We start from the raw sequence: 24,197 nt of genomic DNA, 5'->3' as shown, positions 1-24,197 counted from the left end.
AGGTTGGTTAGTGGATACCGATGGCTCTCCAGAGGATGTCATCTTGTGTCATGTCCACAGCGCCGACACGTTCCAGATGCACAAAGAGGTCTGCCCGGAATTTGGCATCCTGACCTTCACTGATGAAATAGACCGGGCTGCCTTGAGGCACCTTCTGAAGCAGCGGGCTGATGATCTGGAGAGAGGTTTCCACCGCATCCGGTCCCAGACCACTTCGACAGCGCAACTCCTTCCACTGACCATCTTGCTGCACCAACACACCGATCGAACCTTCACATGCGGAGACGAGCACCATGTTGGGCGGCACGGAACCCCGTTGAGCGACATAGAGCTGATGCACCGCATACTCATTGAGGGCAAACAGCCCGCAGCAGACCCGCCCCGGACGGATGCCGATGGTCCGGAGCACATCTTCGGTCACTTTCACCATGCTCTCCTCACAAGCCAAGAGCATGCTGGCAGAGGTCTCCGGGTGGTGGCAAATGGCGTAACGTTTACCGCGATCAAACTTAGGCCCGAGCACGGCACGAGGATTCGTGCGCAGGAGATTCACGCAGTTGTCACCACGCATCATGTTATTCTCCAGGCTCATGATGAAGCGGTTGTTGATCGAGACCACACACCAGCCTCCATCGGCCATCATGCGCCACTCATCCGCCCGCTGGGGGGCGATGTCGGCAAACTCGCCCTCCATCACGCCACCATCATCGAAGCGGCCTTTTTTATTGATACCGCGCCAGCTCGTCTGGTTACGGCTCACATTGAGCAGCAGAGTCTTGCGGCCCTCGAAGCGCCGCCCCCAGGAAACACTCGCATCGTCCGCCTCCGGTTTGAAAGCGTCGAAGCTCAGAACAGATTTGATTTCATCCAACAGCATAAACGGAGGTCAGGTTTTCTCGTGAGAGGTAATCGTAAACTTCATGCTCGGCGTAGCCGGTCTTACGGGTCTGCGTCGGTCTCCAGCCATCTTGCTGGCGGAAGCTGAGGCAGCGCTCGAAGCTGATCATGCCGCGGGTAAAACCGGCTTCGAGTTCCTGCTCCAGGTTCTTAAACTCACCGCGACGGATCATGCCGCAGACGGAGTCATAGGGCAGTAGCAGCTCGTGAATTGGGAACCGCTTGCCGCGAGTCTCGTCAAAGAGCAGACGCTGGCAGAGAATCCCCCGGAAGCTATCCGCAAAGGAAAGCGTGGCGTTCTCCATACGATCACTGGGAATGAGCTTCAGATAACGCTGCACGGTCTGCGCTGCGCTGGAGGTGTGCAATGTAGCCACCACGACGTGACCGGTTTCAGCTGCTTGCAGAGCAATCTCCGCTGTTTCACCGTCACGAATCTCACCCACCAGAATCACATCTGGAGCCTGACGAAGAGCGGCCCGTAGGGATTTGCTGAAATCCAACTCGTCCGTGCCGATCTCACGCTGAGAGACGAGGGAAGGAATGCCCGGTGGATAAACGAACTCAATCGGATCCTCAAACGTGAGCACGTGCTCTTGACGGCGCTTGGCACGCTCCAAGATCATTGAGGCAATCGTGGTGGATTTACCGGAACCAGTAGCACCGCAGACCAAAAAGAGTCCGTTCTTCGCTTCCAGGAAGGCTTTGATGGCCGCAGGTGGCACCATGAGCTTGCTGATGTCGGGGATGCTCTCAGGCAGCAGCCGCATGACCCACCGCGGACGCCCCCGAGTCACCATGCGGTTCACACGATAACGGCGGTTCCCCAAAGTCAGGGCGTAGTCGACACATCCAGGTGTGAATTCGAGCGGGCGCTCGGGCTGATAGATGAAGGAATCAAAGAACAGCTTGCCATTCCGCTTGTAGGTCAGCGGCTCCCATGGGGTGATGTAAAAGTCACTCACCCCGGGATCCTTCGAGAGGTGAAGCATCCGGTAGCCGAGTTGACTTCTTTCGTTGATATCTTCCATGAATGACGTTGCGGTTAGTGATTGCTGACGAAGCGCCCTCTTAGAGCAGCGCTGGCGGAGGCCCCTTCGAACACGAGGAACTGATTTCCCTGCACGACGCCTGCACCGGGATCGAGCGTGGCCCAGCTCAATTCCAATCGGTATTCCACACCATCCACGGTGACCTTGAGATCGGTGGTGGGGTTACGCAGTTCCACGATGTCGGCACTGGAGAGGCGGTCGCTGGTATTGTCTGTGCTGATCAGCCCCAGGTTGACGTGCACCACCGCATTCTGAGCAGGCTGGGTGAGGTTCAGATTGATACTCAGTGTTACCCCATCCGCTTCACTGTTATAGAACGTGGTGCCATTGAACATGATCAACTCACCCAAATTGAACCACGTGTTAGGCACGATGGTCTCGAACTCGCCGGGAGTGAAGGTGAGCACGTTTTCCACCCCAGCATCAAGAAACTCGCCATTGCCCAGATCCAACTTGGTGTTGCCATGTTTAAAGGTGGAGCTTTCCTCACTATTCTCCACCGTGGTAACGAGGTTCGTTCCGCCCGTAGCGTTCCCCCAGGTGCTGGTGCCTGAGCCGCTGAAGCCTGTGGTTAGGCGATAATATGTGGCGGATGCATTGCCGCTGGTTTTATAAAGAGCCGTGTCCGTAGCGTAGTTACGCGCATCCAATTTATCGGACGAAGCGACGGTAATTGGGCTCCCTGTGTAAGGTGTCCAACCGCCATTATTGACCCGATACTCCAGTCGTGATCCCTGGCTGGGTGCGCCGTTGGGGCTGAGCGTGACATAGCCTGGAAAGCTGGCATAACTGAAGGTGCCTCCGGTCGGGCTGATCGTTGGCTTGGGCAGTTGAGTGACCAGCGGTGTTTCCGATCCATCGCCGCCATCACCACCATCCCCGCCGTCACCTCCGCCTCCCCCCCCATCGCCACCACCACTCCCCCCATCACCGGTGCCGGGGTTGCCAGCAGGCAACTCTTTCATAGGATCAAAAGGGCTCGATACTCCCGAGCCGCCTGTGCTGCCTGGAGTATTATAGGCGAAACCTGGTGAGCTGCTATTTCCCCACACCCAACCCCGGTTTTTCCCCGCCCCACTATTATAAGCCACCGCACGCTGAGTCGGGCGGGTTTCACTGCCAAAATCTTTGCTCCCCAGAGACGGATCCAGATAAAACTCACTCACAGCGGTGCCTCCGCCGCTCGTCAATTCGAAGCGTTGTTTCTGCGGGTCCCACTTCGCTCTTACCTTTCCGGCAGGATCCACGGAAGTCGTGACCCGAGCCGTCAGCCGGATGTCAAGCAGCCGACCTGAGGCGGGACCGGTATGCTTGGCCCAGTCAGATTGAGGTAGGGTGCGCTTCAGTTTATCCAAGACCGCTTGCGGGCTGGTAATCCCCGAGAGGGATCCGCCATCCGACGTGTAGATCGCGATCATCTGATTCAGCGTTGCCACGTCGGAAGTGATCTTGGTATCCTTAAGAGCGACATTCTGGCGGGTAATCACCCCCGTCACCACGGTCACCAACACGCCTAGGATGGCAATCAGAATGACCAACTCCATCACGGAAAAGCCGGATCGGGACCGAAGGTCCGACCTGCCGTGAGAGAAGGGATCTGGCAGTGCAACATCCATGATGTTTATGGTAAATATTTAAAGATAGCGAAATTTGTGGGTTAAATCAACCTTAAGGATGAGATTTCCCATATTTTCCATATTTTGATATTGCTGAAGTCTGAGTTGGAGGCGTCCGTTGACCATGAGCGATCCCAGCTTGTCCAGGGAGACAGATATTTTGGTATTACTGAAAATATTATCATCATGGAGATAAATAGCATTTGAGTGAATTAACCAAATCCACTATATTTTTTATAATCCCCTGTTTTCAATGCACACCTCGCGCCTCACTCTCCTGGTCCTCTTTATCGGCGCCAGCCTTGCTTTCCCACTGAGGCAGGCCCGAGCGCAGTTGGGGGGATCCCCTTTTAATTTCTCTTCCAGCCTATATGAGGCTGAGGCCTCGAAACTGCGGGATGCCCCCCCACAGCAGTATGACTTCTCGAACGCCATTCTCTCCGATGTGCTCCGCTTTTTAGCCACGGATGCGGGCATCTCTTTCTTCTCGCTGCCAAACGACAGCCCAGAAGGCTCACGCCAGATCACCTTCTCCATTCGCTCCAGCCCTTTTCGCGTGCTGGAAACTTTGTGCAAGGCTAACGAACTGGCTATCATCCCCGATAATGGCATCTGGTATATCCGTCCGGCTGACGACAAGGAACTGATCGGCAAGTCCTACCAAATTCGCTACAACTCTCTTGAAAAGGTGGATCGAGTCAGCTCGGGGTCAGGCTTGGGCCTGACTCCTGTCGGTGGTTCGGGAGGCAGTTCCGGCGGAGGCGGCGTGAATCTCCAAGGCAACCAGGAGACTTTCTCCGTACGGCGCAGCGAGATCATCAATGCGATTCGTGACCTGCTCAGCCTGCCCAAAGAAGAGTCTGAGACTGGCGGACAAGGCGGAGATGTTGCAGCCGCAGCGGCGGCTCTGGGAGGAGTCGGCGGAGATCAAACGAAAGCCCTAAACTCCAATGAACTCAGTGCTTACCGCAAGCCCAAGGTCATCTGGATGTCAGACTCCAACACCCTCTATGTGGTGGCCACCCGCTTGCAGCATCTATGGGTGGAAGGTTATCTCGAAGCTGCTGATAAACCGCAGACGCTCATCGCCATCGAAGTGAAGTTCATCGAAACCACCCGCGACCCAAAACGTGAGTTCGGGATTGATTGGACCGGCACCTTTGATACCGGTAACTTCCGCGCGGTGGACAGTGTGACCACCGAAACCGACTCCACCACTGGTCAGGAAAAAGTGATTGTGGAGTACAACAATACAGCCACGAATGGGGGGTATCGTGCGGACTTAACCAACCTGCTCACCGGGGCCAACCTCAACGCGGCTGGAGGAGGATTAGCCTGGCCTGCGCTCGGCATCCTAAGCTCACAAGACATCAATGTGAAGCTGCGCGCCATGCTCCGAGATGAAGAGACGCAAATGACCTCCTACCCACGCATGGTCACGCTGAATAACAGCGAGGTGTCCTTCCGCAGTGTGGTCAACCAACCCGTGCTGGATGGCACCGCCTCTGCCACCGTCGGTGCGGGTGCCACGACGACCTCTTCCATCGCTTATCTACCGATCGGCACCGTGCTCAACATCCTGCCCAAACGGATGAACGACGATAAAATTCTGCTGAACATGGCCGTCACCGTTTCCAGCATCATCAGTACCGAGGTGATCAATGGCAATCCCTACCCCGTCGCCTCATCGCGCATCTACAATGCGCCTGTGGAGGTGAACTCAGGTTACACCGTCGCCGTGGGCGGCTTGGATGAAGCGCGTGAGCGTGAGGGGAAAGCCGGCGTGCCTTTCCTGCACAGCATCCCACTGCTCGGCAAGGCCTTCAAATACGACAGCAAGAGCAAGAACCATAAAAACCTCATGCTCTTCATCACACCACAGATCATCGATGCGCGTGACGGCGGCTTACCACCAGAGCCTCAGTCTGTCATTCCCCAGAAGCCTAACCAATTCCAACCCAAAATCCCTCAGGTGGACCAGAACTCCGGAGCTCTGCTCGGCGGTCCGAAGTCGCTGCCCAACGCAGTCGCCTACCTGACCCGTGAGACGGATATCCTTCATCACACCATCCATGAAGGGCGCATCACCCCTGATGAGAGCCGCAAGCTGAAAGAACTCAAGATCGCCGTGGAACAGCTTGATGGACAATGTGAGGTGCTCAAGCAGCAGTATCCCAACGACTACGCCACCATCTATGAGCATCAGCAAAAGCTGAAAGGCCTGCTGGATCGCAATCAGCAAATGGCCCGGCTGTTGTTCTCCAAGAAATACTTCTGAAGAACGACAGTCAGGCCATCGCAACTCCTGCTCTCAGAAAAGTCTCCGCGAGGACCTAAACCAAGATCAACGACTGCGGCGGGTATCCCGGGAAGAGCCAGACGAAGACGACGAACGCGTCGAGGAAGCTGTGGTCACGCGAGTTGGACGTGAACTGGAGGAAGGACGCGACTCAACCCGCGGCGTGGGGCGCACGGAAGGACGTGCCGAACTGGTCGAGGGGCGAGAAATACCGCTACGAGGTGAGGCACTGATCGAAGGTCGGCTCAGGGAACGCGGTGTCGAAACAGACGGGATACGAGGTGCTGTCACGCTAGTGCTGCCGCGGGCAGAGCTTGGCCGAGCAACACGCGAGGCGTAAGAGCGGCTACCGGAAGAGGAGCGATGGCTATAGTGATCATCGTGATGATGATGGTGATAATCACGCCCGTAATAACGGTAAGGATAGCCACCGCCAAAGCCGAAGAACGAAACGGAGGAATAAGCCGGATAGGCGGGAGCGTAGCCATAATCATAGCCATCCACGTAGGCCGGGCCGCCAACGGGGGCATCGTAGTAGCCGTATTCATCATACACCGCGCAGGAACTCAATGCTGCCACGCAGGCCGCGAGCCCTGCCAAAGAAAGGAATTTGGTTTTCATGTTACTTACCTCAGACTCCGATAGCCGGACAACTATTCAAAACCAGTGCCGATCGCGCCTTTTGCAGCGGTGAGTGCATTTTGCTTGCGCACATTCTTCTTGGCAAACACGAACGCTCATGTCTCATTGCTATCCCCAACTATGAAATTCAATCTTCCGCTTCTTGCCGCTCTTGCATTGACTTTTGTCGGCTCGACCGGTCAAACCCAAGCCCAGGAAACTGCCCCCGTGAGCGAAACCAAACCCGTGAAAGTTGTGATGGAAACCTCCAAAGGTGACATCGAAATCGAACTCGACGCCGCTAAAGCCCCCGGCACCGTGGCCAACTTTGTGAAATATGTGAAAAAAGGTCACTATGATGGCCTCGTGTTTCACCGTGTGATCCCAGACTTCATGATTCAGGGGGGAGGCTTCACCCCAGACATGGAGCAGAAGGAAACCGAAGCCCCGATCCAGAACGAAGCCAAAAACGGCTTGAAAAACGTCCGTGGCTCCCTGGCCATGGCCCGCACGCCGAATCCCCACAGCGCTTCCAGCCAGTTCTTCGTGAACCTGAAGGATAACACCTTCCTCGACTATCCTGGTCAAGACGGCTGGGGCTACTGCGTCTTTGGCAAAGTGAGCAAAGGCATGGAAGTGGTGGACCAAATCGCCGCCGTGAAAACCGGTAATAAAGGCCCCCATCAAAACGTGCCTGCCGAGCCTGTCGTCATCAAGAGCGCCAAAGTGGTGGAGTAATCCCTCCCTTCCCTGCGTTTTTCTAAAGGCCAGTCATCGATGAGGTGACTGGCTTTTTTGTGCCCTCCGGCCAATCCTCGCGGATAAATTCTGGGAGGGTGCCTGACTTCACTATTGCCGCCCGTAGGCAGTGCCCACTACAATCACACTTCATGAACCCTCAGTTTTCACGCCGTCGATTCCTTGCCACCAGTGCCGCGGCGCTGGGCTTCCCAACCATCGTCCCTAACAGTGTTTTTGGAAAACCGGGACGTCCCGCACCCTCCGAGCGCATCACCGTCGGTTGCATCGGCTGGGGCACTATCGCAGGCGACTGGACACCGAGCTTTCTGAACAATGAAAAGTGTCAGGTCATCGCCGTGGCGGACCCGATGAAAGAATACGGTCATTATGGCTACGACGGTAAAGAAACCGGAGGCCGGGAAGCAGGACGTAAAATCATCGACCAGCACTACTCTCAAGCCGCTAACAAAAGCGTGAAGACCTGCACCGCCTATGTGGACTTCCGAGAGATGATGGAGAAAGAGGATTTAGATGCCGTGCAGGTCTCCACCCCCGATCACTGGCACGCCTACATGGCGGTGTATGCCGCACGGAAAGGCAAACACATCTATGGGCAAAAGCCCTTGGCTCTCACCATCGGCGAAGGACGCCTGATGTCTGACGAAGTGGCCAAAGCCGGAGTCACATGGCAGACGGGCAGCCAGCAGCGCAGTGACATCTACTTCCGCCTCGCCTGCGAGCTGGTGCGCAATGAACGACTGGGTAAGCTCAAACGTGTGCGTGTCGGCCTCCCGGGTGGTCATAGCAACTGGAATGGCATGGCCGAGCTGACGGCTCCAGCTCCGATCCCCGATGATTTCGACTATGAGCTGTGGCTAGGCCCTGCCGAGCAGATGGACTACCGTCCTGCCCTGCTCCCCCTGAACTGGCGGCATAACTTTAACTTCAGTGGAGGGATGATTACCGACTTCGGTGCCCACCACATCGACATCGCCCAGTGGGGCCTCGGCACCCAGCATACCGGTCCGCTCGAGCTACGGGAGGTCTCTGGAACCTTGAACAAAGATGCGCTCTATAACACCGCCACCGACTTCAAGTTTGAGTGTGTGTATGAAAATGGCGTCGTCATGCAGGTGGCCAGCCCAGAACACAAACTGATGCCCGAGGTGGAAGCCTCGTTGCAAAATAGTAACAGCAAGAAGCCCTTCGACCATGTCGGCATCCTTTTCGAAGGCGATGCTGGCAAGTGGATCTATGTGAATCGTGGGAAGATCAGCGCCAGTGATCCGGCCATCCTGCGTGAGAAGATCGGCCCCGATGAAATCCACCTCTATGAGAGCAAGGACCACACGGACAACTTCCTGAATTGCATCTACGATGGTAAACCGACCGCCGCTCCGGTGGAGGTCAGCCATCGCAGCATCACCATCGCCCATTTGGCCAACATCGCCCTGCGCACCGGCAGCACCGGGCTGAAGTGGAATCCACAAACCGAGAAGATCGATGGCAACGAAGCGGCTTCCAAACTGCTCTCGAAAGAATGGAGAAAACCGTGGGTGCTGTAAATTCCCTCTGCGCATGCCGCCAGCATCGGCTGAAGATGATCTCGCTGAAGATCATCTTCACAGCTTGTATTCTGGTCTTACTGTCCAGCCCCGGGCTGGGGCAGTCCTTGCAGCTTGATCCCTCACGGATTCTCGGTCAAGCCGCTCCCAAGCAGATGGACCCCGAACCTCCTGCGGAGCCCATTTTCCAAGGTTACCTCTATCTGGAGCCTAACCAAATGCGCTTCGAAGCACTCTTCGATGCGCAGACGGCGCTGAATTGGGCGCAACTCCCCAGCACTCAGTTTCTCAACGCTGATGAACAAAAAGCTCTGACAGATGCGCTGGCGGCGAAATCGGCCGACTGGTGCCGTCTCGGCATCGAGAAAGCTGGCGAGGCGAGCTTCCGTGGAGCCTCCATCATCAAGGGCAAGCCCGGTGCTACCTTGCCTCTCGAAGAAGGAGCTACAGTTCCTCTCCGCGAAGCCATGGTCGGCCTCATGTGGGAGGCACCCCTGCCGCCCATGCCCGAACAAGTCCTCATTGAATGGACCGGATACATTCACGATCAAAAACGGCTGCCCATTCGCGTCTTCTACGGCAGCCAAAGTGAAACCACGGAAGCCATTCAAGGCCTCAAAGAAGTGCGCTGGCGCAGCCGAGGCCGCCTGCCGATGCCGGCCCCTCTGGCCTCAGTGCCCAAGCTAGAGCAATCCGCCCCCTGGCGGCTGCCTGTCGCCAGCTTAATCTGGTTTAGCTGCGGGCTCGTTTTCTTCCTCCTGTTCAAGGGACGCCGCCTACCGGGTGGCACAGTCGCCTTCCTCGGGGCTTGGCTTTTGGGAGCCCTGCTCACCTGGCCCCTCTTCGTCATCGAGATCACAGGCAACACCCGGGTGCCTGATATCAAAACCGCTCACGATGCCGAGTCCATCCTGACTCCTCTTCTGCGCAATGTTTACCGGGCTTTCGATCACCGAACCGAATCGGACATCTACGATACCCTCGCCCGCAGTGTGGATGGTGAACTGCTGCGCCAGCTTTATCTGGAGACCCTGCAAGCACTGACCCTGGAAGGCCGTGAAGGAACGCGGGTCACCATCACGGAATTCAGCACGGAGGTCATGGATGTGAAACCCAACCCCGACGGCTCAGGCTTTATTGCCCACTGTCAATGGACCGCCTTAGGCACCGTGGGCCACTGGGGCCACGCCCATACACGTGTGAACCGCTACACCGCTCAAGTGGTCATCTCCCCTGTTCAATCCGAGTGGAAAGTGACCAAGCTGGATGTCAGCGAAGCACGCCGGATTTGAGCCCCGGCCGATTAAAAGCTATCTGGGTGTGCTATTCCCTTACCCACGAATGAAAAAGGCGAGAGGAAAACCTCTCGCCTGATGAAACGGATTGAAGTGCGATTACAGTTTGATCGCCTCGGTCTTCTCCATGGCCGTCGTGAGGCCTGCCCAGCCTTCCGGGCGCTGAATCTGGAACATGTGGAGATAGAGAGCCACCTGCTGTGGACCGTAGTCTTTGAGCAGGGCATCAATACCAGCTTGGGCTTTCTCTTCGCTGATTTCTTCAGGGAGTTCATCCACCTGACCTTTACCGTCGTGCGTGATACCCACCGCATCGAGGAAAGTGATCAGCATGGCACCCTGAGATTTCAGCAACCAGATCTGCAGGAGTTGTTCAGCCACAGGATCGTTGCTCTTCAGATAGAGCTGATTCAGCAGCCACTCGGCCTGCTGGGCGCGGGACTTTTCTAGGATGAACTGAGGACGCAGCTTGCGGGCCTGAGCCAGGGACTGAATCAGGGCGCGATAGGCAGGGCGCTCATCGGTCTGGATGTAAGTGAGGATCTGCTGACGCAGTTCGGGTCCGATGGCCTGGAGGATCTGTTGCGCTTTCATTCGCCGGTTCAAAAAAGTGGGTTGGAAATGGGGCGTGCTTGCTAACACGCGTGTCCGCCGGTGGCAACAGGCAATGTCATACCTCCCTGGAGGCTGGTTTCAGACGCCGGGCGATGAAGAACGGCGCGTCTAGCACGCTGTAAAACACCCCACAGAGGAGGACGAGGCTACCGATATACCACGGCCAAGGCCCCAAAGCATCCATGAGACTGGCCTGGGCGGGTTTTTGACACAGGAAGGCAAAGTTACTGTTCAGGGACAGATTCACCGCGCCCACCGCAAAGGCATAAGCAATGGTCAGGCCCACCATACGTGGCACGGCCCAGGGGCGTGGACGGCATTTCAGTGAGGTGACCAGATGCAACGCTGTCACCACCACTCCGCCATGGAGAACGAAGAACATGATGAAACGTGGATCTGGGAAATCCACATCCAGGTTGGGGGTGATGAGGCCTTGTAGCGTGCCGGCCATGCCAAAGAAATAAACGATCTCTGCGGCCAACCGATGATGGGTCAAAAGGGCGATGCCTCCGGCAATGCCTGCAATATCACACAGGTGAAATGGCAGACCTGTATCCCAAGTCAGCGTGCCTGATCGCCAGTGAGAGAAGGCAGCTAGCGGCCAATCAAGCAACAGCAGGCAGGCGAGCACGCACTCCGCGATACGGGCTGAGGCGGGGTGAAACCGCCGCAGGAGCGCGAGGATGAGAAGAATGCTTCCACAAACACCGAGGACGGCGAAATGGCTGGGACCAAAGGCATGAAAGGGAGAGGGCATGAGGAAGGGAGAACGCTGCGGTTTACAACAAGCTCAAGAGGCGGCTCTGAGTAAATGCGTAATTTTATCAGGCAAACGGATCATCATTACGTGGAAAGTCCATCGGTTGACGAACAGTCGCTGTGGTATTTCGGTCTTGATCTCTCATGTCGTACAGTCGCACATCCTCCGGAGATACGTTTCTCATTCCCTTCGGTCTCGTGTTCATCCTCGCGGGGCTCGGCGTGGGTATCTTTTACTTCAGCATGGTCTCCGGCTGGTATGCAGCCCGGTCCTGGGTGAAGGTGCCGTGCATCATTGAGTCCAGTTCTCTGGAGGATCATGTGAGTCATGACAGTGACTCTGGCACCAGTGTCACCTATTCGGCAGTGGCGACCTATCGTTATGAATTCGAGGGGCGCAGTTATCAGGGCCGTGAGGTGTCTTTGAGTTCGGGGTCGGATAACTTTGGGGATTTTCAGCAGCAAGCCGCCTCCATTTTGCAGCAGCACGAAGAGTCGGGTCAGCCGTTCCGCTGCTTTGTGAATCCTGAGCGCCCGGAAGAAGCCGTTATCTTCCGGGAAGGTCGTTGGACACTGCTTTTGTTCCTCAGTTTGTTCCCGGTCGCGTTTCCTCTGGCCGGTGGGTTTGTCATGTCCATGGGACTGAGTGAGCGGCGGCAGAAGAAGGAACGAGAGCTGGCCAAGAGCCAGCATCCTGAGGCCCCTTGGCGCTGGCAAACCCGCTGGCAGGACGAGTGGATACGACCGAAGAATGCAGGCTTCTTCAAAGGCTGGCTCATGGTCGCGATCTGGCTGACCATCGTTTGGGGCCCTATTATCTATGCCACCCTGATCGGGGGAGATGGTGAGCTTGAAGACACTTTTTCCTGGGTGGTTTTGATCCTGACGGTGCCTCTTCTTTTTATTTGGCGGGCTGCTATCCGCCGTGTGTTGGATCAGCGGCAGGGATTACCTCAAATCCACGTGCAGCCAATGCCTGCTAGCCCTGGGGCATCCCTGGACATTCAGGTGGCCATCCCACCACGGCGTTCGGTGAGTATGCGTGACCACCTGCATGCCGAAGTCCGCTGTGTGAAGCAGGTGACGACCCACTCGGGTAAAAGCACGACGACTCGTGAGGAAACTCTTTGGTCAGATACGATCTCCGCTTCCTTCAGTGATGCGGTGCGTGAAGATCGTGGCAGCCGACTGCCTCTGCGCATCGACCTTCCGGCCGAGTTGCCAGCTTCTCCGCTCGATTCCGAGGGTGGTTCTCACGGAGAGAGATACGACTGGGAGCTACGAGTGAAGATGCCCAAACTGCGTCATCCCGTGGTATTTGACCTGCCTGTTTTTGAGAGTGCTGAGACAACGGTTTCGACCGATCCATTAGCCCCCCCAAAATCCGCTCGAAAGGCTAGGCCCTCAGTGGAATCCATACTCGCTTTGGATGCCGATGAGCTGACGATGCATTTAGCCAAGCATCACATCACGGCCGTGTTTGATCGGCACAATCTACCGATGAGTTTTGACCTCAGTCCCCGGCGCTATGCCTCCGCGCGGTTGTTTTTGACGATCTTCAATACGATTTGGACCGGTGTCTTTTTCCTGCTGGTGACTCTCGATGCCCCCTTCATTTTTCCTCTCATCTGGGGTGTCACGTCGGCCTTGTTCTGGTGGGTGATCATCCGTCAGTTTGAACACCGGCACATTGATCTGGATGCCGCAGCTCTGGAGATCCGTCAGACGCTAGGCCCGTGGTCCAGCAAGAAGCGTTTTGAGCGCCGACACTTGCTGGAGTTTAGCAGCCGCATGCACATGAGCTCAGGCAGCACGAGCTACTATGAGGTCCGGGCTGACACCACCTTTGGTAAACGGGTGACTCTCATGGACGGAATTCCAAGTAAACTGGTGGCGGATAACCTGGTTCCTTTGCTTGAGCAATGGCGTAAGCAAGCTTGATCCCACGGCGGGCTTGTGGCTTGATGGGCTCATGAAAACTCTCCCAGGCAATGTCATCGAACTCTGTCAGGCTTTGGTCCGCATTCCTTCGGTGAATCCTGATGGCGATCCTGGCTGTGACCAGACGGGAGAGCTGGCCTGTGCGGGATACATTGGCGAGTTTTTACGAGCTTCTGGCGCGGCTGTTGAACTGGATGAAGTGGAACCGGGCCGCCCCAATGTGATCGGGCGTTTCCCCACCGCTCCGAGTGCGGACGGTCAGCCGAAACCGCGAATCGTCTTTGCACCCCACACGGATACGGTGAGTGTCGGCGGCATGACCATCGAACCCTTCAGCGGAGAGCTGCGGGATGGCCGGATCTGGGGCCGGGGAGCCAGTGATACCAAAGGCCCGATGGCGGCCATGCTCTGGGCGCTGCATGAGCTGCGCGAAGTGATCCCGCAGTTGCCCGTGGAGGTGCACTTCGTCGGTTTCATGTCGGAGGAATCGGCCCAGCTTGGCTCCCAACACTTTGCCCTTCATCACGGCCCGTATGACTTCGCTCTCATCGGTGAACCGACCGATCTGAAAACGGTATATAAACACAAGGGCTGTCTGTGGGCGGATGTGCATACCACGGGTGTGGCTGTCCATGGCTCCATCCCTGAAAAAGGCGTGAATGCCATTGTTAAAATGGCGGCGCTGGTGCAGGCCCTGGATACGGAATTCCGTGCCTTGCTGAAGGAACACGGTGGTCCAGATGATTTGTTAGGCCCGAGCAGCATCAACCTCGGCATGATCCGCGGCGGCACGCGTTCCAACATCGTGGCGGATCATTGTGTGCTGCGTGTAGATATGCGCACCACTCCAGGAATCAATCGTGCAGGTGGCGCTTTGGCCCTGCTCGAGGACTTTGTGAAGAGCCAAGACGCTGAGGCCTGGGTGGAGCCCCTGCCAGAGACTTTCCCTCTGGATACCGATGCGCAGAATCCCTTTGTGCAACGTCTGGTGGAATGTGGGTCGGAACTGACCGGAGCCCCGTGGTTCTGTGATGCTGCTTTCCTCGCGGCTAAAGGCACGCCATCCATCGCCATTGGCCCAGGCACCATCGCTCAAGCCCACACCAAGGATGAGCACATCAAGACGGACGACCTCGAAGCCGGGGCCGCCTTCTTCATCAAGTTCCTCAAGAGCTGGCAGTCGTGAATCACTCCCAGCAACCAGTATTGACTCAAGCCTCGCGTCTGCTGACTGGGGCCTTGCTGCTGATGCTGGTGTCTTGTGTATCACCCCGGTATGTAAAGCCGACCCCAGTCCTGCGAGAGAAGGCGGTGTATCACCCCGCTCAACCACCACCTGGGGGCACTCAGAAATGGAATCCCGCTTGGTGGATCGGCAACGCGGATGATCCGCAGCCGCCGGAGTGGTATCGCCCTGGGCAGCGTCTGCGTGGCCCGTTGTGGCAGTTCCGCAATCCACTGCACAATTTCACCTTCTACATGATCGGCATTCATGATAAGGAGTTTGTTAGGCGTGGACGCTCGCCAAGTGCGGTCTTTCATCCTGAAGGCGGCTGGAATTGGGCCGTGGCGGAGCGTGGTTTTCTGCGACTGCCCTTTGTCAGTTATCAGGGCCGGTATGTGCGCTGGTATGCTCTGTGGCGCGAGAAAGGCAACTTTGGTCTGAAATTTCAAAGGTCGCCGAAGAAGTAATCCACCGTGGGTTTCTTCTATTTCGAAGGAAGATGTTCTGTTACCGTAACAGAACTTCCTTGATTGTCATTGCCCTGGAATGGCGTTTATGACAGGCTCGGAAAATCCCAACCTTCGTATGGTATTGAACATGATGTTACGTCGAACCCTCTATGCCGCCTTGGCGGCTACTGCACTCTCTGCCCCTGCTCAGCAAGTCTGGGTGGAAGCCGAGTCTTTTGCTAATCATGGTGGCTGGATGCTGGATACCCAGTTCATCGACATCATGGGCTCTCCTTACCTGCTGGCTCATGGCATGGGAACACCTGTGAAAAATGCGGAGACTGAAGTGGCTGTGCCTGAAGCAGGCAGCTACAAAGTGTGGGTGCGCACGAAGAACTGGGTCGGCCCCTGGGACGCTCCAGGAGCACCTGGGAAATTCCAAGTGAGCGTGAACGGCAAGGTGCTGGATAAAGTGCTAGGCACCGAAGGCAAAGATTGGCTGTGGGAAGAGGTCGGCACGGTGGAGCTCAAAGATGCCGCTAAGCTGGCTCTCGTGGACAACACCGGCTTTGAAGGTCGCGTGGATGCCATCCTGCTGAGCAAAGATGCGGCTTTCACCCCGCCCGCCGATTTTGCAGCCACGAACAGTTTGCGCAAGAAGTTGTTAGGCTTGCCCGAAGTTGCCCCTGAGACCGAAGAGTATGACCTCGTCGTTGTCGGTGGTGGTTACTCCGGCATGGGCGCTGCGATCTCCGGTGCTCGCCAGGGCCTGAAAGTGGCCTTCATCCAAAACCGCCCTGTGTTGGGCGGTAACGGCTCCAGCGAGGTGCAGGTGTGGGCCATGGGCGGCACCCGTCGCGGTCTATATCCGCATCTAGGTGAGATTGTGGAAGAGTTCGCGGATCGCGCCAGCAACAGTCCTGCGGCATCCCCTGCGGAGTATAACGATCAATTGAAAGAGGATGTGGTGCGTGCGGAGAAGACCCTGGATCTTTTCCTCAACACTCACGTCTATGCCGTGGAGATGGAAAAAGGTGAGGACACCAAGATTCGCAGCGTCACCGGTCTGGATACTCGCACCGGAAAAGAGACTCGCTTCCGTGGTAAGTTCTTCAGTGATTGCACCGGCCACGGCAGTGTCGGTTTCCTCGCGGGAGCCACCATCATGCAGGAAGAAAAAGGCCGCATGGGCATGAGTAACATGTGGGTGCTGAAGAAAGTCGAGAATCCGAAAGCTTGGCCGGAAACCCCCTGGGCGCTGGATCTCAAGCTGGAAGACTTCCCCGCTCCGAAGGTGATGGAACCTGTAGGCGTGAAGAATAAGCCGAACATGCTTGGCTACGATCTCGGTTACACTCCCGTGGAAAATGCCGAGGACTATGTGCATGGTGAGTGGTTCTGGGAGAGCGGTTTCGATCAAGACCCGATCAATGGCCTGGAGCGCATTCGTGACTGGAACTTCCGTGCCGTGTATGGTGCCGTCAGCGCGCTGAAGAAGTATTCTCCCGAGCAATACAAGAACTACGACATGACCTGGCTGGCCTACGTGGGCGGCACGCGTGAGTCCCGTCGTATTGTCGGTGATTTCATTCTGCCCGGTGAGGACATGGTGAATGGCGTAATCCAGCCCGACGCCTGTGTGCCCACCACCTGGGATCAGGACCTGCATTATCCGAAAGAGCAGTATGCCGGGAAGTTCCCTGAAAATCCTTTCATCTCCCGCGCTCAATTCGGCAAACACACGGATCGTAAAAATGGTTATCCGGTGCCTTACCGCTGCTTGTATTCCAAAGACATTGCCAACCTGTTTATGGCGGGCCGTAACATTAGTGTGGATCGCTTCGCCCTCGGCAGCACACGCGTGATGCGCACCTGCGGCATGTTCGGTGAAGTGGTAGGGAAAGCCGCCTGGATCAGCGTGCGCCATCACACCACGCCACGCGGTGTCTATGAGCAGTATCTGGACATCCTAAAGGATCTCATGAGCCAGCCGGGTGCCATGCGTCGTGACAGCCTGGAAGGCGCTCTCTACCTGCCAGCCAATGCTAAGAAGCTGCCCGAAGTGGTGAATGATTCCATCGATCCGAAAAAACTGGAAGGCATCGTGATCGACGATGCAGATGCGGAGTTGACGGGCAAGTGGGCCTCGGGTGAAGGACTGAAGCCCCATGTGGGCGATCACTACAGCTACGGCCAAGATAAGGGTGCCTCGGCGAGGTTCTCCTTCGCGGTGAAAGAGAGCGGCTCCTACGAGGTGCGCGTCTATTGGCAGCCGCACGCCAACCGTGGTAAGACCGTGCCTATCACAGTCTTGGGCGCGGATGGTGAAAAGACAGTGCAAGTGGACCAGACCAAACCTGCCAGCGGCCCGAATGGCTCGGAGAGCATCGGCGTCTTCAAGTTCAACGCCGGTGAAGAAGCTTCAGTCACCTTCCGCACGGAAGGCTCCAATGGCAATGTGCACCTGGATGCCGTGCAAGTGGTGAAGCAGTAGGCGCTTTTTATCCAGTTCGTTGGTCAATTGACTCAGCCCCTCACGTTGGTTTGTGCATGGCACGGCTAGCTTGAGGGGCTTTTGTTTGGGAAGCGTTCTGCTATCGGTATCAGTCATCCGTATCTGGAGCACTGTGCTCCCTGAAGAACGCGGAACTGAAACAGTCTCCTCGGTTAGCTCCGCGTAATGCGCTTCCAGAAGAAATCCAGCTCGCGGGCCAGGACGGTCATTACCTGAGTTGGCTCCGCCTGCACGGTGCCGGTTTCAGCGTCCTTGATGATCCGCTGCATGGCATACAAGGCGGCCACGCTGCGGCTATCCAGATGCACCGCATCGAGATGTGGCTTCAACGGGTCAGGGATGGTTTCATCGGCCACCAGATTTTGCCACGCATTTTGTTCGCGATCGGATTTGAAGGTCACCAGCTTGAACTTGGCGGGAGCGACTCCATCGCGCTCGGCATCGTTATGGATATCGGTCAGGCGACCTGCCGCAAAACCTGCCAGGACACGCCAGTAAGCCGTATCAGCAAAGGAAGCGAGACCGAAGAGGAGCTCCACGCCCTGAAGTGACCACACCAACGTGTGACGGCCGGTCATGCCAGGCAGTTCATGCTCCGTAAGTCTGACGAGCGGGAAACGACGTCCCGCCAGACGCACCAGATCTCCCAAACGGGTGTAATCCAGGGCCTGAGACTCCGCCTGTGGGATCATTTGCAGACGCAAGGCCTCAAAGCGTCCCAACAAGGCATCCCCAGGGCGACTCGGAGGCACAGGCGTAGGCGCTGGAGGTTGTGGAGCCACAGGTGCTGAGCCAGATGCAGACGCGGCGACAGTCGGGGCTGTCACAGGGAGATTCAGGCGTTCCGGTGGGATATCCGCCGGGTCATCCACGATCTTGGCACGACCTCCCGGCTGCCGGAGGTGATGCAGCATCTCGCGCAGTTTCACAAAGGCGTCCGCACCCGGAGTCGGGGCATTTTTGGCTGTGCTCGAAGAAGCCTCTTCATCGCTCGGTTCTGCGGCTTGCCAATCGGTTGCGGCTGGAGGTGAGGTGACTTCCTCCCGCTCAGGAAATGGATCAGGCGCCGAAGTCGAGACTGGCGGAGGTAGCTCATCTTGAGGGAGCGCGGGTTTGGGGTCCGCCAGAGTTTCCGCCATCTGCTGAAGTTCCGTGGCGGTCTCAGCATCGAAGATGGAGGGGATCTTAGGAGCAGGCTCCTCTTCCGCGACTGTTTCCGTCATTAGAGGAGGCACAGCACTGGTCATCGGCTCCACCGCTGGGAGAGGCGGAGGCATGGATGTGGGGGGAGGAACCACCGCTGCGGCTTCTGCGACAGAGGATGATGCAGCACCGCTTGTCGGGACGGGCACGGAGTTTTGGAAGATCTCCCACTGGCGTGCGCAATGGCGCAGAAACACACGAGCGGAAACCGACCCAACCGGGCGCCCCAGGAAGTATTGGCGCACATCCACAAAGGACTCGAACTCTCGCACCTCGCTTTTAGAGACCCGCCCTTGTTCCAGGCGCAAGCGTAGGAGGGACATGGCATCCGCCTCACGCAATCCGCGCAGCAGCATCTGGCTGGCAGTCAGACGATCCTCCAAGGCACTCGGCAAGTGTTGACCAAAAGTCGCCTGCCAGACATCCTGATTCAGGCTGAGCAAGACATGCAGCCCCTGACTATCCACGAGGTCCATCAGCATGGCCGCGATGGTGACTCCGGCATCGGGATTGCGGTAGTAACCGTCCAGGTGATCCACCAGCAGCACCACAGGCCGCCAGATGGAAAGCAGCCGCAGCCATAGAGGTGACCCAGTGCAGCTATCCTTGGCCGTAAGGTCCAGCATGGCAGCCAGTCCCTCGGTGCCTCCAGCAAAGGCTTGACCGATCATCAGCGAAAGCCATTCATCCGCCACCTCGGGACGCAGCGGCAGCTCGCGCGTGACACGTCGGGCCAAGATCGGCCGCAGACCACTCGAGTGCTTGCGTAGCCACTCCCCGATCATGTGTGCGCTACCTTCCTTCTGAAAAACCTCCACGGGTGAGCCCTTCAAAACGCGCAGGGCCTGCTCGGGGTTGGCACTGGGCACGAGTCCCTCCTTGATCAAATCATGCAGCAGATGCGCCACCAGCCCGGCACACAACTCACGTAGGCGGGACCAGTTTTCAGCTTCTCCCTTGGCCAGATGAAGAGACTCCAGGCTGCGGCGGCTCGTGGTGCTGAGATTTAGCGTATCTCCCGTGCGGAAGGCCAGCGGCACCATGATGACCTGCGGCCCTGCGGCGGCCACAACGCGCCCCAGCAAATGAGTTTTGCCATAACCTGCACGAGGAGCCGTCAGCAGCATCAAGGGCCTGCCGGTACGGTTTTCCACCGATTCGAGAAGCTGATCCAGAACGTCTTCATTGAGCGCACCGACTGAACCGTCTTCCGTCACCCCCAGCGGGCTCGGACAGACATCCGAGGCGAAGGGATTTCCCCGCACCGGAACAAAGCCAGTTTCGGCCGGAGTAGGAGCGTTAGAAGAGTCTGGACTGCCCACGAGATTCACCTGTTCGATTTCTGCTACGCAGTAGCAACTATTGAAACTATTCTCCAATACAAAAAATTAAACAAGCGAGTTCGTTAATTTGCGAACGTTTGCAGTTTCGCAAAGTTGAGACTCTCGCTTTTGATTGAAGACCATGGTTTTTCACAACATCCAGCACCTTATTAACATACGTGCATGGACATCCATCCAGCCTTCCTGGCTGGTAAAAAAGTGAATCCGCTGAGGCTACAGCATGATTATCCTAGCTTCAGCCACTCGCCGATGGCGCTGATCACCTCGTTGCGCTGGGCTTCGGTCAGTTCGCCATAGATTGGCAGGCTGAGGACTTCCTCTGCCATGCGGTGAGAGACCTCGCAGCCCGTGAGGGAAGCGGCAGGCAGGTGGGCAAAGCACGGCTGCTGATCCAATGTCAGTGGGTAATAGATCTCGCAGCCGATGCCTGCTTTTTGTAGATGATCGCGCAGAGAATCGCGCTGACCAGCTCCGATGACGCGGAGGGTGTATTGATTCCAGATGTGTGTGTTGTGTTCGTAACCCACGGGCAGGACGATGCGGGCGTTGTTAGCCGCCAGCCAGGCATCCTGAGAGCTCAGGCACTTGCAGTGGGCCGGATTGGCCTGAACCACCCCGGAGAGTTGGGACAGAGCCTCTGTATAGTGGGCGGCATTCGTCTGGCGCTGGGTGGTGTAGTCGGCGTAGTGCTTCAGCTTCACGCTCAGCAAGGCACACTGGATCGTGTCCATGCGGAAGTTACCCCCGACATAGTGATGGTAGTATTTCGGCTTGGAGCCGTGGACGCGCAGGACTTTGGCAAATTCGGCCAGGGCATCGTCATTGGTGACGAGCATACCGCCATCACCGAAACCGCCGAGGTTTTTGCTGGGGAAGAAGCTGTAAGTGCCGAAGTCACCCATGGCTCCGCAGGCACGGCCTTTGTAGAGAGCGCCAATGGCCTGGGCCCCGTCTTCGATGACCTTCAGACCTTTCTCGGCGGCCAGGGCCAGGATCGGGTCCATATCGGCGCTTTGGCCGAAGAGGTGCACGGGGATGATCGCCTTCGTCTTGGGAGTGATCTTCGCCCGGGCGTCATTCACATCCAGGTTAAAGCACACAGGACAGATATCGGTGAAAACCGGCACGGCACCGAGGCGGGAGACGGCTCCAGCGGTGGCAAAGAAGGTGAAGGCGGGGCAGAGAACCTCGTCACCGGGCTGGATGTCCAGCGCCATGAGGGCCAGTAAGAGGGCGTCTGTGCCGGAGGAGACGGCCAGAGCATGCTTCACCCCCACCATGGCGGCGACTTCTTTTTCAAAGACCTCCATTTCCGGGCCCATGATGAATCGGCCATGCTGAAGGACGCGGTTGAAGGCGGCCTGGAGTTCAGTTTCGAGGGGGAGATTCTGGGCGTTGACGTCGAGAAGCGGGACGGACATGGAGCCGTGAACGTCAGAGGGCAAGGCGCTGTGGTCAAGGATCAAGACGCAGCCTCTGGTGAAACAAACCTGCCCAATCCTGCCTCTGCCCTTTGACAAACCGCTCAGGCGCGGCACTCTGCCATCCCGCCAGCCCGGCGGAGCGTAGTTTCACAAACCCCGCTTGCTCCTTTGAAAAACGTTCTTTTCGTCTGCACCGGTAACACCTGCCGCAGCCCGCTGGCTGAGGTGCTGTTCCGTGACCTTGTGAAAGATCGTGCGGATTATCAGGTGGGCAGCGCTGGAGTCGGCGCTTTCTCAGGGCAGGCCGCCAGCCGTAACAGCGCCATTCTGGCGAAAGAACGCGGGTTGGATCTGAGCATGCATCAAAGCCGGGCAGCCACCATTGACCTCATCGAAGCAGCCACACACATCTTCGGTATGAGCCGGAGTCATGTGGCCGCCATTTTGGCAGAGTATCCTGAGGCCGAAGATAAAGTGTATCTCGTCTCAGAATTCACGGCGGATGATCACTTGCGTGGGCGTGACCTGTGCGACCCCTTTGGCGGAGACCTTTCCGAGTATCGTGAGACCTTGCAGCATCTGGAAGCGATGCTGCCCAGCGTCCTCGCCTACATCGAGCAAACCTGGAAAGATGAAAACGCCGACGCGGAGGCCGGCCGAGGTCGTCAGCAGGGGGATTAGACCAGGGGGATCAGGGCCTACAGGCGCTTTTCCCCTTCGCTTCATCTCTCTGCGGCACCATTCATTTCCTTCATCTTTGTATTCGATCTTTTCATTTTCCAATTCATCCCCTCCAAGCCAGACATCTTCATGAGCACCACCACTGCCCCAGACCTTCCTCGATCCCTCGCCATCGGCTCCGACCATGGCGGCGTTGGTTTGAAGGATGCCGTCGTCGCACAGCTCACCCAAGACGGTTATACCGTGCAGGACTTTGGCACCCATGGCACTGCTTCCGTGGATTACCCCGACTTTGCAGAGTTGGTTAGCCAAAGCGTTCTTTCCGGTCAGGCGGATGCAGGCATTCTCGTCTGCACCACCGGCATCGGCATGAGCATCGCAGCCAACCGCCACCCCGGCATCCAGGCCAGTCTGGTCCACGATGCCGAAACCGCCGCCATCACCCGCGAGCACAATGACTCCAATGTCCTGTGCCTCGCCGCCAAAACCACCTCCGAAGCCACCGCCCAAGAAATCGTTACAGCCTGGCTCAAAACTCCCTTCGCCGGGGGTCGCCACGGACGCCGAGTCGCCAAAATGAACACCCAGCCTCAACTCCACCCCCTGACCATCCTGGAGAACTCTGACCTCGCCGTTGCCGCCATCGTGCACGCCGAGCAGAACCGCCAGCAGAACAACATCGAGCTCATCGCCAGCGAGAACTTCACCAGCAAAGCGGTGATGGCTGCACAAGGCTCCTGCCTGACCAACAAGTATGCCGAAGGTTACCCTGCCAAACGCTGGTATGGTGGTTGTGAGGAAGTGGACAAGGTGGAGCAACTCGCCATCGATCGCGTGTGTCAGCTCTTCGGTGCCAAGTATGCCAACGTGCAGCCGCACTCCGGTTCCCAGGCCAATGCCGCCGTGTATTTCAGCGTGCTTCAGCCCGGTGACAAAGTGCTGGGCATGAACCTCGCTCACGGGGGCCACTTGACTCATGGAAATCCGGCTAACTTCTCGGGCCGTTTCTACAACTTCTGCCAGTATGGCGTGAGCCAGAACGACGAGCGCATCGACTACGATGAACTCGCTGAAGTGGCTAAGCGCGAACAGCCGAAGATGATCACCGCCGGTGCCTCCGCTTACCCGCGCATCATTGATTTCAAGAAGATGAGCGAGATCGCCAAGAGCGTGGGTGCTTACCTCTTCGTGGACATGGCGCACATCGCGGGACTCGTGGCCGGTGGCCAGCATCCGAACCCGATGGAATACGCTGACTTCGTCACCTCCACCACTCACAAGTCCCTGCGTGGACCTCGCGGTGGGATCGTGCTGACTAACAGCGAAGAGTTGATCAAGAAGATCAACAGCCAGGTGTTCCCCGGCGTCCAGGGTGGCCCCCTCATGCACGTCATCGCCGCCAAGGCCGTGTGCTTTGGTGAATGCCTCAAGCCTGAATTTGCTGAATACACCCAGCAGATCGTCAAAAACGCTCAGGCTCTGGCAGCTCGCTTGGCTGAGCTGGGTTACCGCATCGTCAGCGGTGGCACGGACAATCACCTCATGCTTGTGGACCTGCGTCCGCGTGGTCTGAATGGTAAGGTCGCCAGCGAGACTCTGGACCATGCCGGCATCACGGTGAACAAGAACGGTATTCCATTCGACACCGAGAAGATCACCCTCGGCGGTGGTATCCGTATCGGCACCCCGGCTGTCACGACTCGTGGCATGAAGGAAGCCGAGATGGTGCAGATCGCCAACTGGATCGACAAGGCGCTGAACAACAAGGACAACGCAGACGTCCTGGCCAGCATCCGGGCTGAGATCGCTGCCGTGAACGAGCGCTTCCCGCTACCTTAATCGATCGGACCTATCCACCTTTAACAACGAAGCCGGAGCGGAAACGCTTCGGCTTTTTTGTTGCCTGGAATCCTGATTTTATGGATTTACGAAAGTCAGTTCTGCAGACACGTTAGC

General features: G+C 57.2%; 18 protein-coding genes. 10 read left to right on the top strand and 8 right to left on the bottom strand.

Features of this window, described 5'->3' with window-relative positions:
• Nucleotides 1-7: 7 nt before the first annotated feature.
• From B5D61_RS09060 to B5D61_RS25650, 3 genes are read right to left on the bottom strand one after another with little or no spacing between them, the layout of a single operon-like run.
• A complete protein-coding gene (locus B5D61_RS09060; RefSeq protein ID WP_078813025.1) occupies nucleotides 8-877 on the bottom strand; it encodes a hypothetical protein in 870 nt (289 codons plus the stop codon).
• The gene (locus B5D61_RS09055; protein ID WP_078813024.1) at nucleotides 864-1,928 is read right to left on the bottom strand and encodes a type IV pilus twitching motility protein PilT; all 1,065 of its coding nucleotides are present in this window, start codon (nucleotides 1,926-1,928) and stop codon (nucleotides 864-866) included. The genes B5D61_RS09060 and B5D61_RS09055 overlap by 14 nt, the downstream gene beginning before the upstream one ends.
• Nucleotides 1,929-1,942: 14 nt before the next feature.
• Entirely contained in the window at nucleotides 1,943-3,565 is a 1,623-nt protein-coding gene (locus B5D61_RS25650; RefSeq protein WP_176159320.1) for a choice-of-anchor K domain-containing protein, read from the bottom strand.
• A gap of 253 nt (nucleotides 3,566-3,818) precedes the next feature.
• On the opposite strand from B5D61_RS25650, the gene B5D61_RS09040 reads away from it, so the two are divergent.
• The gene (locus B5D61_RS09040) at nucleotides 3,819-5,843 is read left to right on the top strand and encodes a type II secretion system protein GspD (protein ID WP_078813021.1); all 2,025 of its coding nucleotides are present in this window, start codon (nucleotides 3,819-3,821) and stop codon (nucleotides 5,841-5,843) included.
• 66 nt (nucleotides 5,844-5,909) lie between these two features.
• Here B5D61_RS09040 and B5D61_RS25645 read toward each other — a convergent pair whose 3' ends face one another.
• The gene (locus B5D61_RS25645; RefSeq protein WP_139373154.1) at nucleotides 5,910-6,485 is read right to left on the bottom strand and encodes a hypothetical protein; all 576 of its coding nucleotides are present in this window, start codon (nucleotides 6,483-6,485) and stop codon (nucleotides 5,910-5,912) included.
• Between the two features lie 258 nt (nucleotides 6,486-6,743).
• Between B5D61_RS25645 and B5D61_RS09030 the strand changes: the two genes are divergently transcribed.
• The 3 genes from B5D61_RS09030 to B5D61_RS09020 all read left to right on the top strand — a co-directional run bounded on the left by B5D61_RS09030 (nucleotide 6,744) and on the right by B5D61_RS09020 (nucleotide 10,083).
• Nucleotides 6,744-7,223: a peptidylprolyl isomerase gene (locus B5D61_RS09030; protein ID WP_217698961.1), complete on the top strand. Its 480-nt coding sequence runs from the start codon at nucleotides 6,744-6,746 to the stop codon at nucleotides 7,221-7,223.
• 152 nt (nucleotides 7,224-7,375) lie between these two features.
• Nucleotides 7,376-8,791 (top strand): Gfo/Idh/MocA family protein, encoded by a 1,416-nt coding sequence (locus tag B5D61_RS09025; RefSeq protein WP_078813018.1) that lies wholly within the window; start codon nucleotides 7,376-7,378, stop codon nucleotides 8,789-8,791.
• Nucleotides 8,767-10,083, top strand: coding sequence for a hypothetical protein (locus tag B5D61_RS09020; protein ID WP_078813017.1), 1,317 nt, complete (start codon nucleotides 8,767-8,769; stop codon nucleotides 10,081-10,083). The genes B5D61_RS09025 and B5D61_RS09020 overlap by 25 nt, the downstream gene beginning before the upstream one ends.
• Before the next feature lie 102 nt (nucleotides 10,084-10,185).
• On the opposite strand, the gene B5D61_RS09015 is transcribed toward B5D61_RS09020, so the two are convergent.
• Together B5D61_RS09015 and B5D61_RS09010 are read right to left on the bottom strand one after the other, a co-directional pair.
• Complete coding sequence (locus B5D61_RS09015; RefSeq protein WP_078813016.1) at nucleotides 10,186-10,680, bottom strand: hypothetical protein; 495 nt, start codon at nucleotides 10,678-10,680, stop codon at nucleotides 10,186-10,188.
• Nucleotides 10,681-10,756: 76 nt separating this feature from the next.
• Nucleotides 10,757-11,458: a YwaF family protein gene (locus B5D61_RS09010; RefSeq protein WP_078813015.1), complete on the bottom strand. Its 702-nt coding sequence runs from the start codon at nucleotides 11,456-11,458 to the stop codon at nucleotides 10,757-10,759.
• Between the two features lie 146 nt (nucleotides 11,459-11,604).
• Here B5D61_RS09010 and B5D61_RS09005 point away from each other — a divergent pair, with 146 nt between their 5' ends.
• From B5D61_RS09005 to B5D61_RS08990, 4 genes are all read left to right on the top strand, one after another.
• Nucleotides 11,605-13,401: a DUF3592 domain-containing protein gene (locus tag B5D61_RS09005; RefSeq protein ID WP_078813014.1), complete on the top strand. Its 1,797-nt coding sequence runs from the start codon at nucleotides 11,605-11,607 to the stop codon at nucleotides 13,399-13,401.
• Between the two features lie 31 nt (nucleotides 13,402-13,432).
• Nucleotides 13,433-14,587, top strand: coding sequence for a M20 family metallopeptidase (locus B5D61_RS09000; protein WP_078813013.1), 1,155 nt, complete (start codon nucleotides 13,433-13,435; stop codon nucleotides 14,585-14,587).
• Nucleotides 14,584-15,093: a hypothetical protein gene (locus B5D61_RS08995; protein ID WP_139373153.1), complete on the top strand. Its 510-nt coding sequence runs from the start codon at nucleotides 14,584-14,586 to the stop codon at nucleotides 15,091-15,093. Before B5D61_RS09000 ends, B5D61_RS08995 begins: the two co-directional genes overlap by 4 nt.
• Nucleotides 15,094-15,223: 130 nt before the next feature.
• Nucleotides 15,224-17,569, top strand: coding sequence for an FAD-dependent oxidoreductase (locus B5D61_RS08990; RefSeq protein ID WP_245846513.1), 2,346 nt, complete (start codon nucleotides 15,224-15,226; stop codon nucleotides 17,567-17,569).
• 173 nt (nucleotides 17,570-17,742) lie between these two features.
• Here B5D61_RS08990 and B5D61_RS08985 read toward each other — a convergent pair whose 3' ends face one another.
• Both B5D61_RS08985 and B5D61_RS08980 read right to left on the bottom strand, forming a co-directional pair.
• On the bottom strand, nucleotides 17,743-20,172 hold the full coding sequence (locus B5D61_RS08985) for a hypothetical protein (RefSeq protein WP_139373152.1): 2,430 nt from the start codon (nucleotides 20,170-20,172) through the stop codon (nucleotides 17,743-17,745).
• 188 nt (nucleotides 20,173-20,360) lie between these two features.
• Nucleotides 20,361-21,557, bottom strand: a complete 1,197-nt coding sequence (locus B5D61_RS08980) for a DegT/DnrJ/EryC1/StrS family aminotransferase (protein ID WP_078813009.1) — start codon at nucleotides 21,555-21,557, stop codon at nucleotides 20,361-20,363.
• Nucleotides 21,558-21,728: 171 nt separating this feature from the next.
• Between B5D61_RS08980 and B5D61_RS08975 the strand changes: the two genes are divergently transcribed.
• Both B5D61_RS08975 and rpiB read left to right on the top strand, forming a co-directional pair.
• Nucleotides 21,729-22,241 carry a low molecular weight protein arginine phosphatase gene (locus tag B5D61_RS08975; protein WP_176159319.1) on the top strand — a complete coding sequence of 171 codons (513 nt, stop codon included), beginning with the start codon at nucleotides 21,729-21,731 and terminating at the stop codon, nucleotides 22,239-22,241.
• Between the two features lie 129 nt (nucleotides 22,242-22,370).
• The gene (gene rpiB / locus B5D61_RS08970) at nucleotides 22,371-24,080 is read left to right on the top strand and encodes a ribose 5-phosphate isomerase B (protein WP_078813007.1); all 1,710 of its coding nucleotides are present in this window, start codon (nucleotides 22,371-22,373) and stop codon (nucleotides 24,078-24,080) included.
• The last annotated feature ends 117 nt before the right edge of the window (nucleotides 24,081-24,197 follow it).

The sequence above is a fragment of the Prosthecobacter debontii genome, from assembly GCF_900167535.1.
GTDB classification, from domain to species: Bacteria; Verrucomicrobiota; Verrucomicrobiia; order Verrucomicrobiales; family Verrucomicrobiaceae; genus Prosthecobacter; species Prosthecobacter debontii.
Note: the sequence above shows the minus strand (reverse complement) of the source record. Positions and strands in the feature narration are given on the sequence as shown.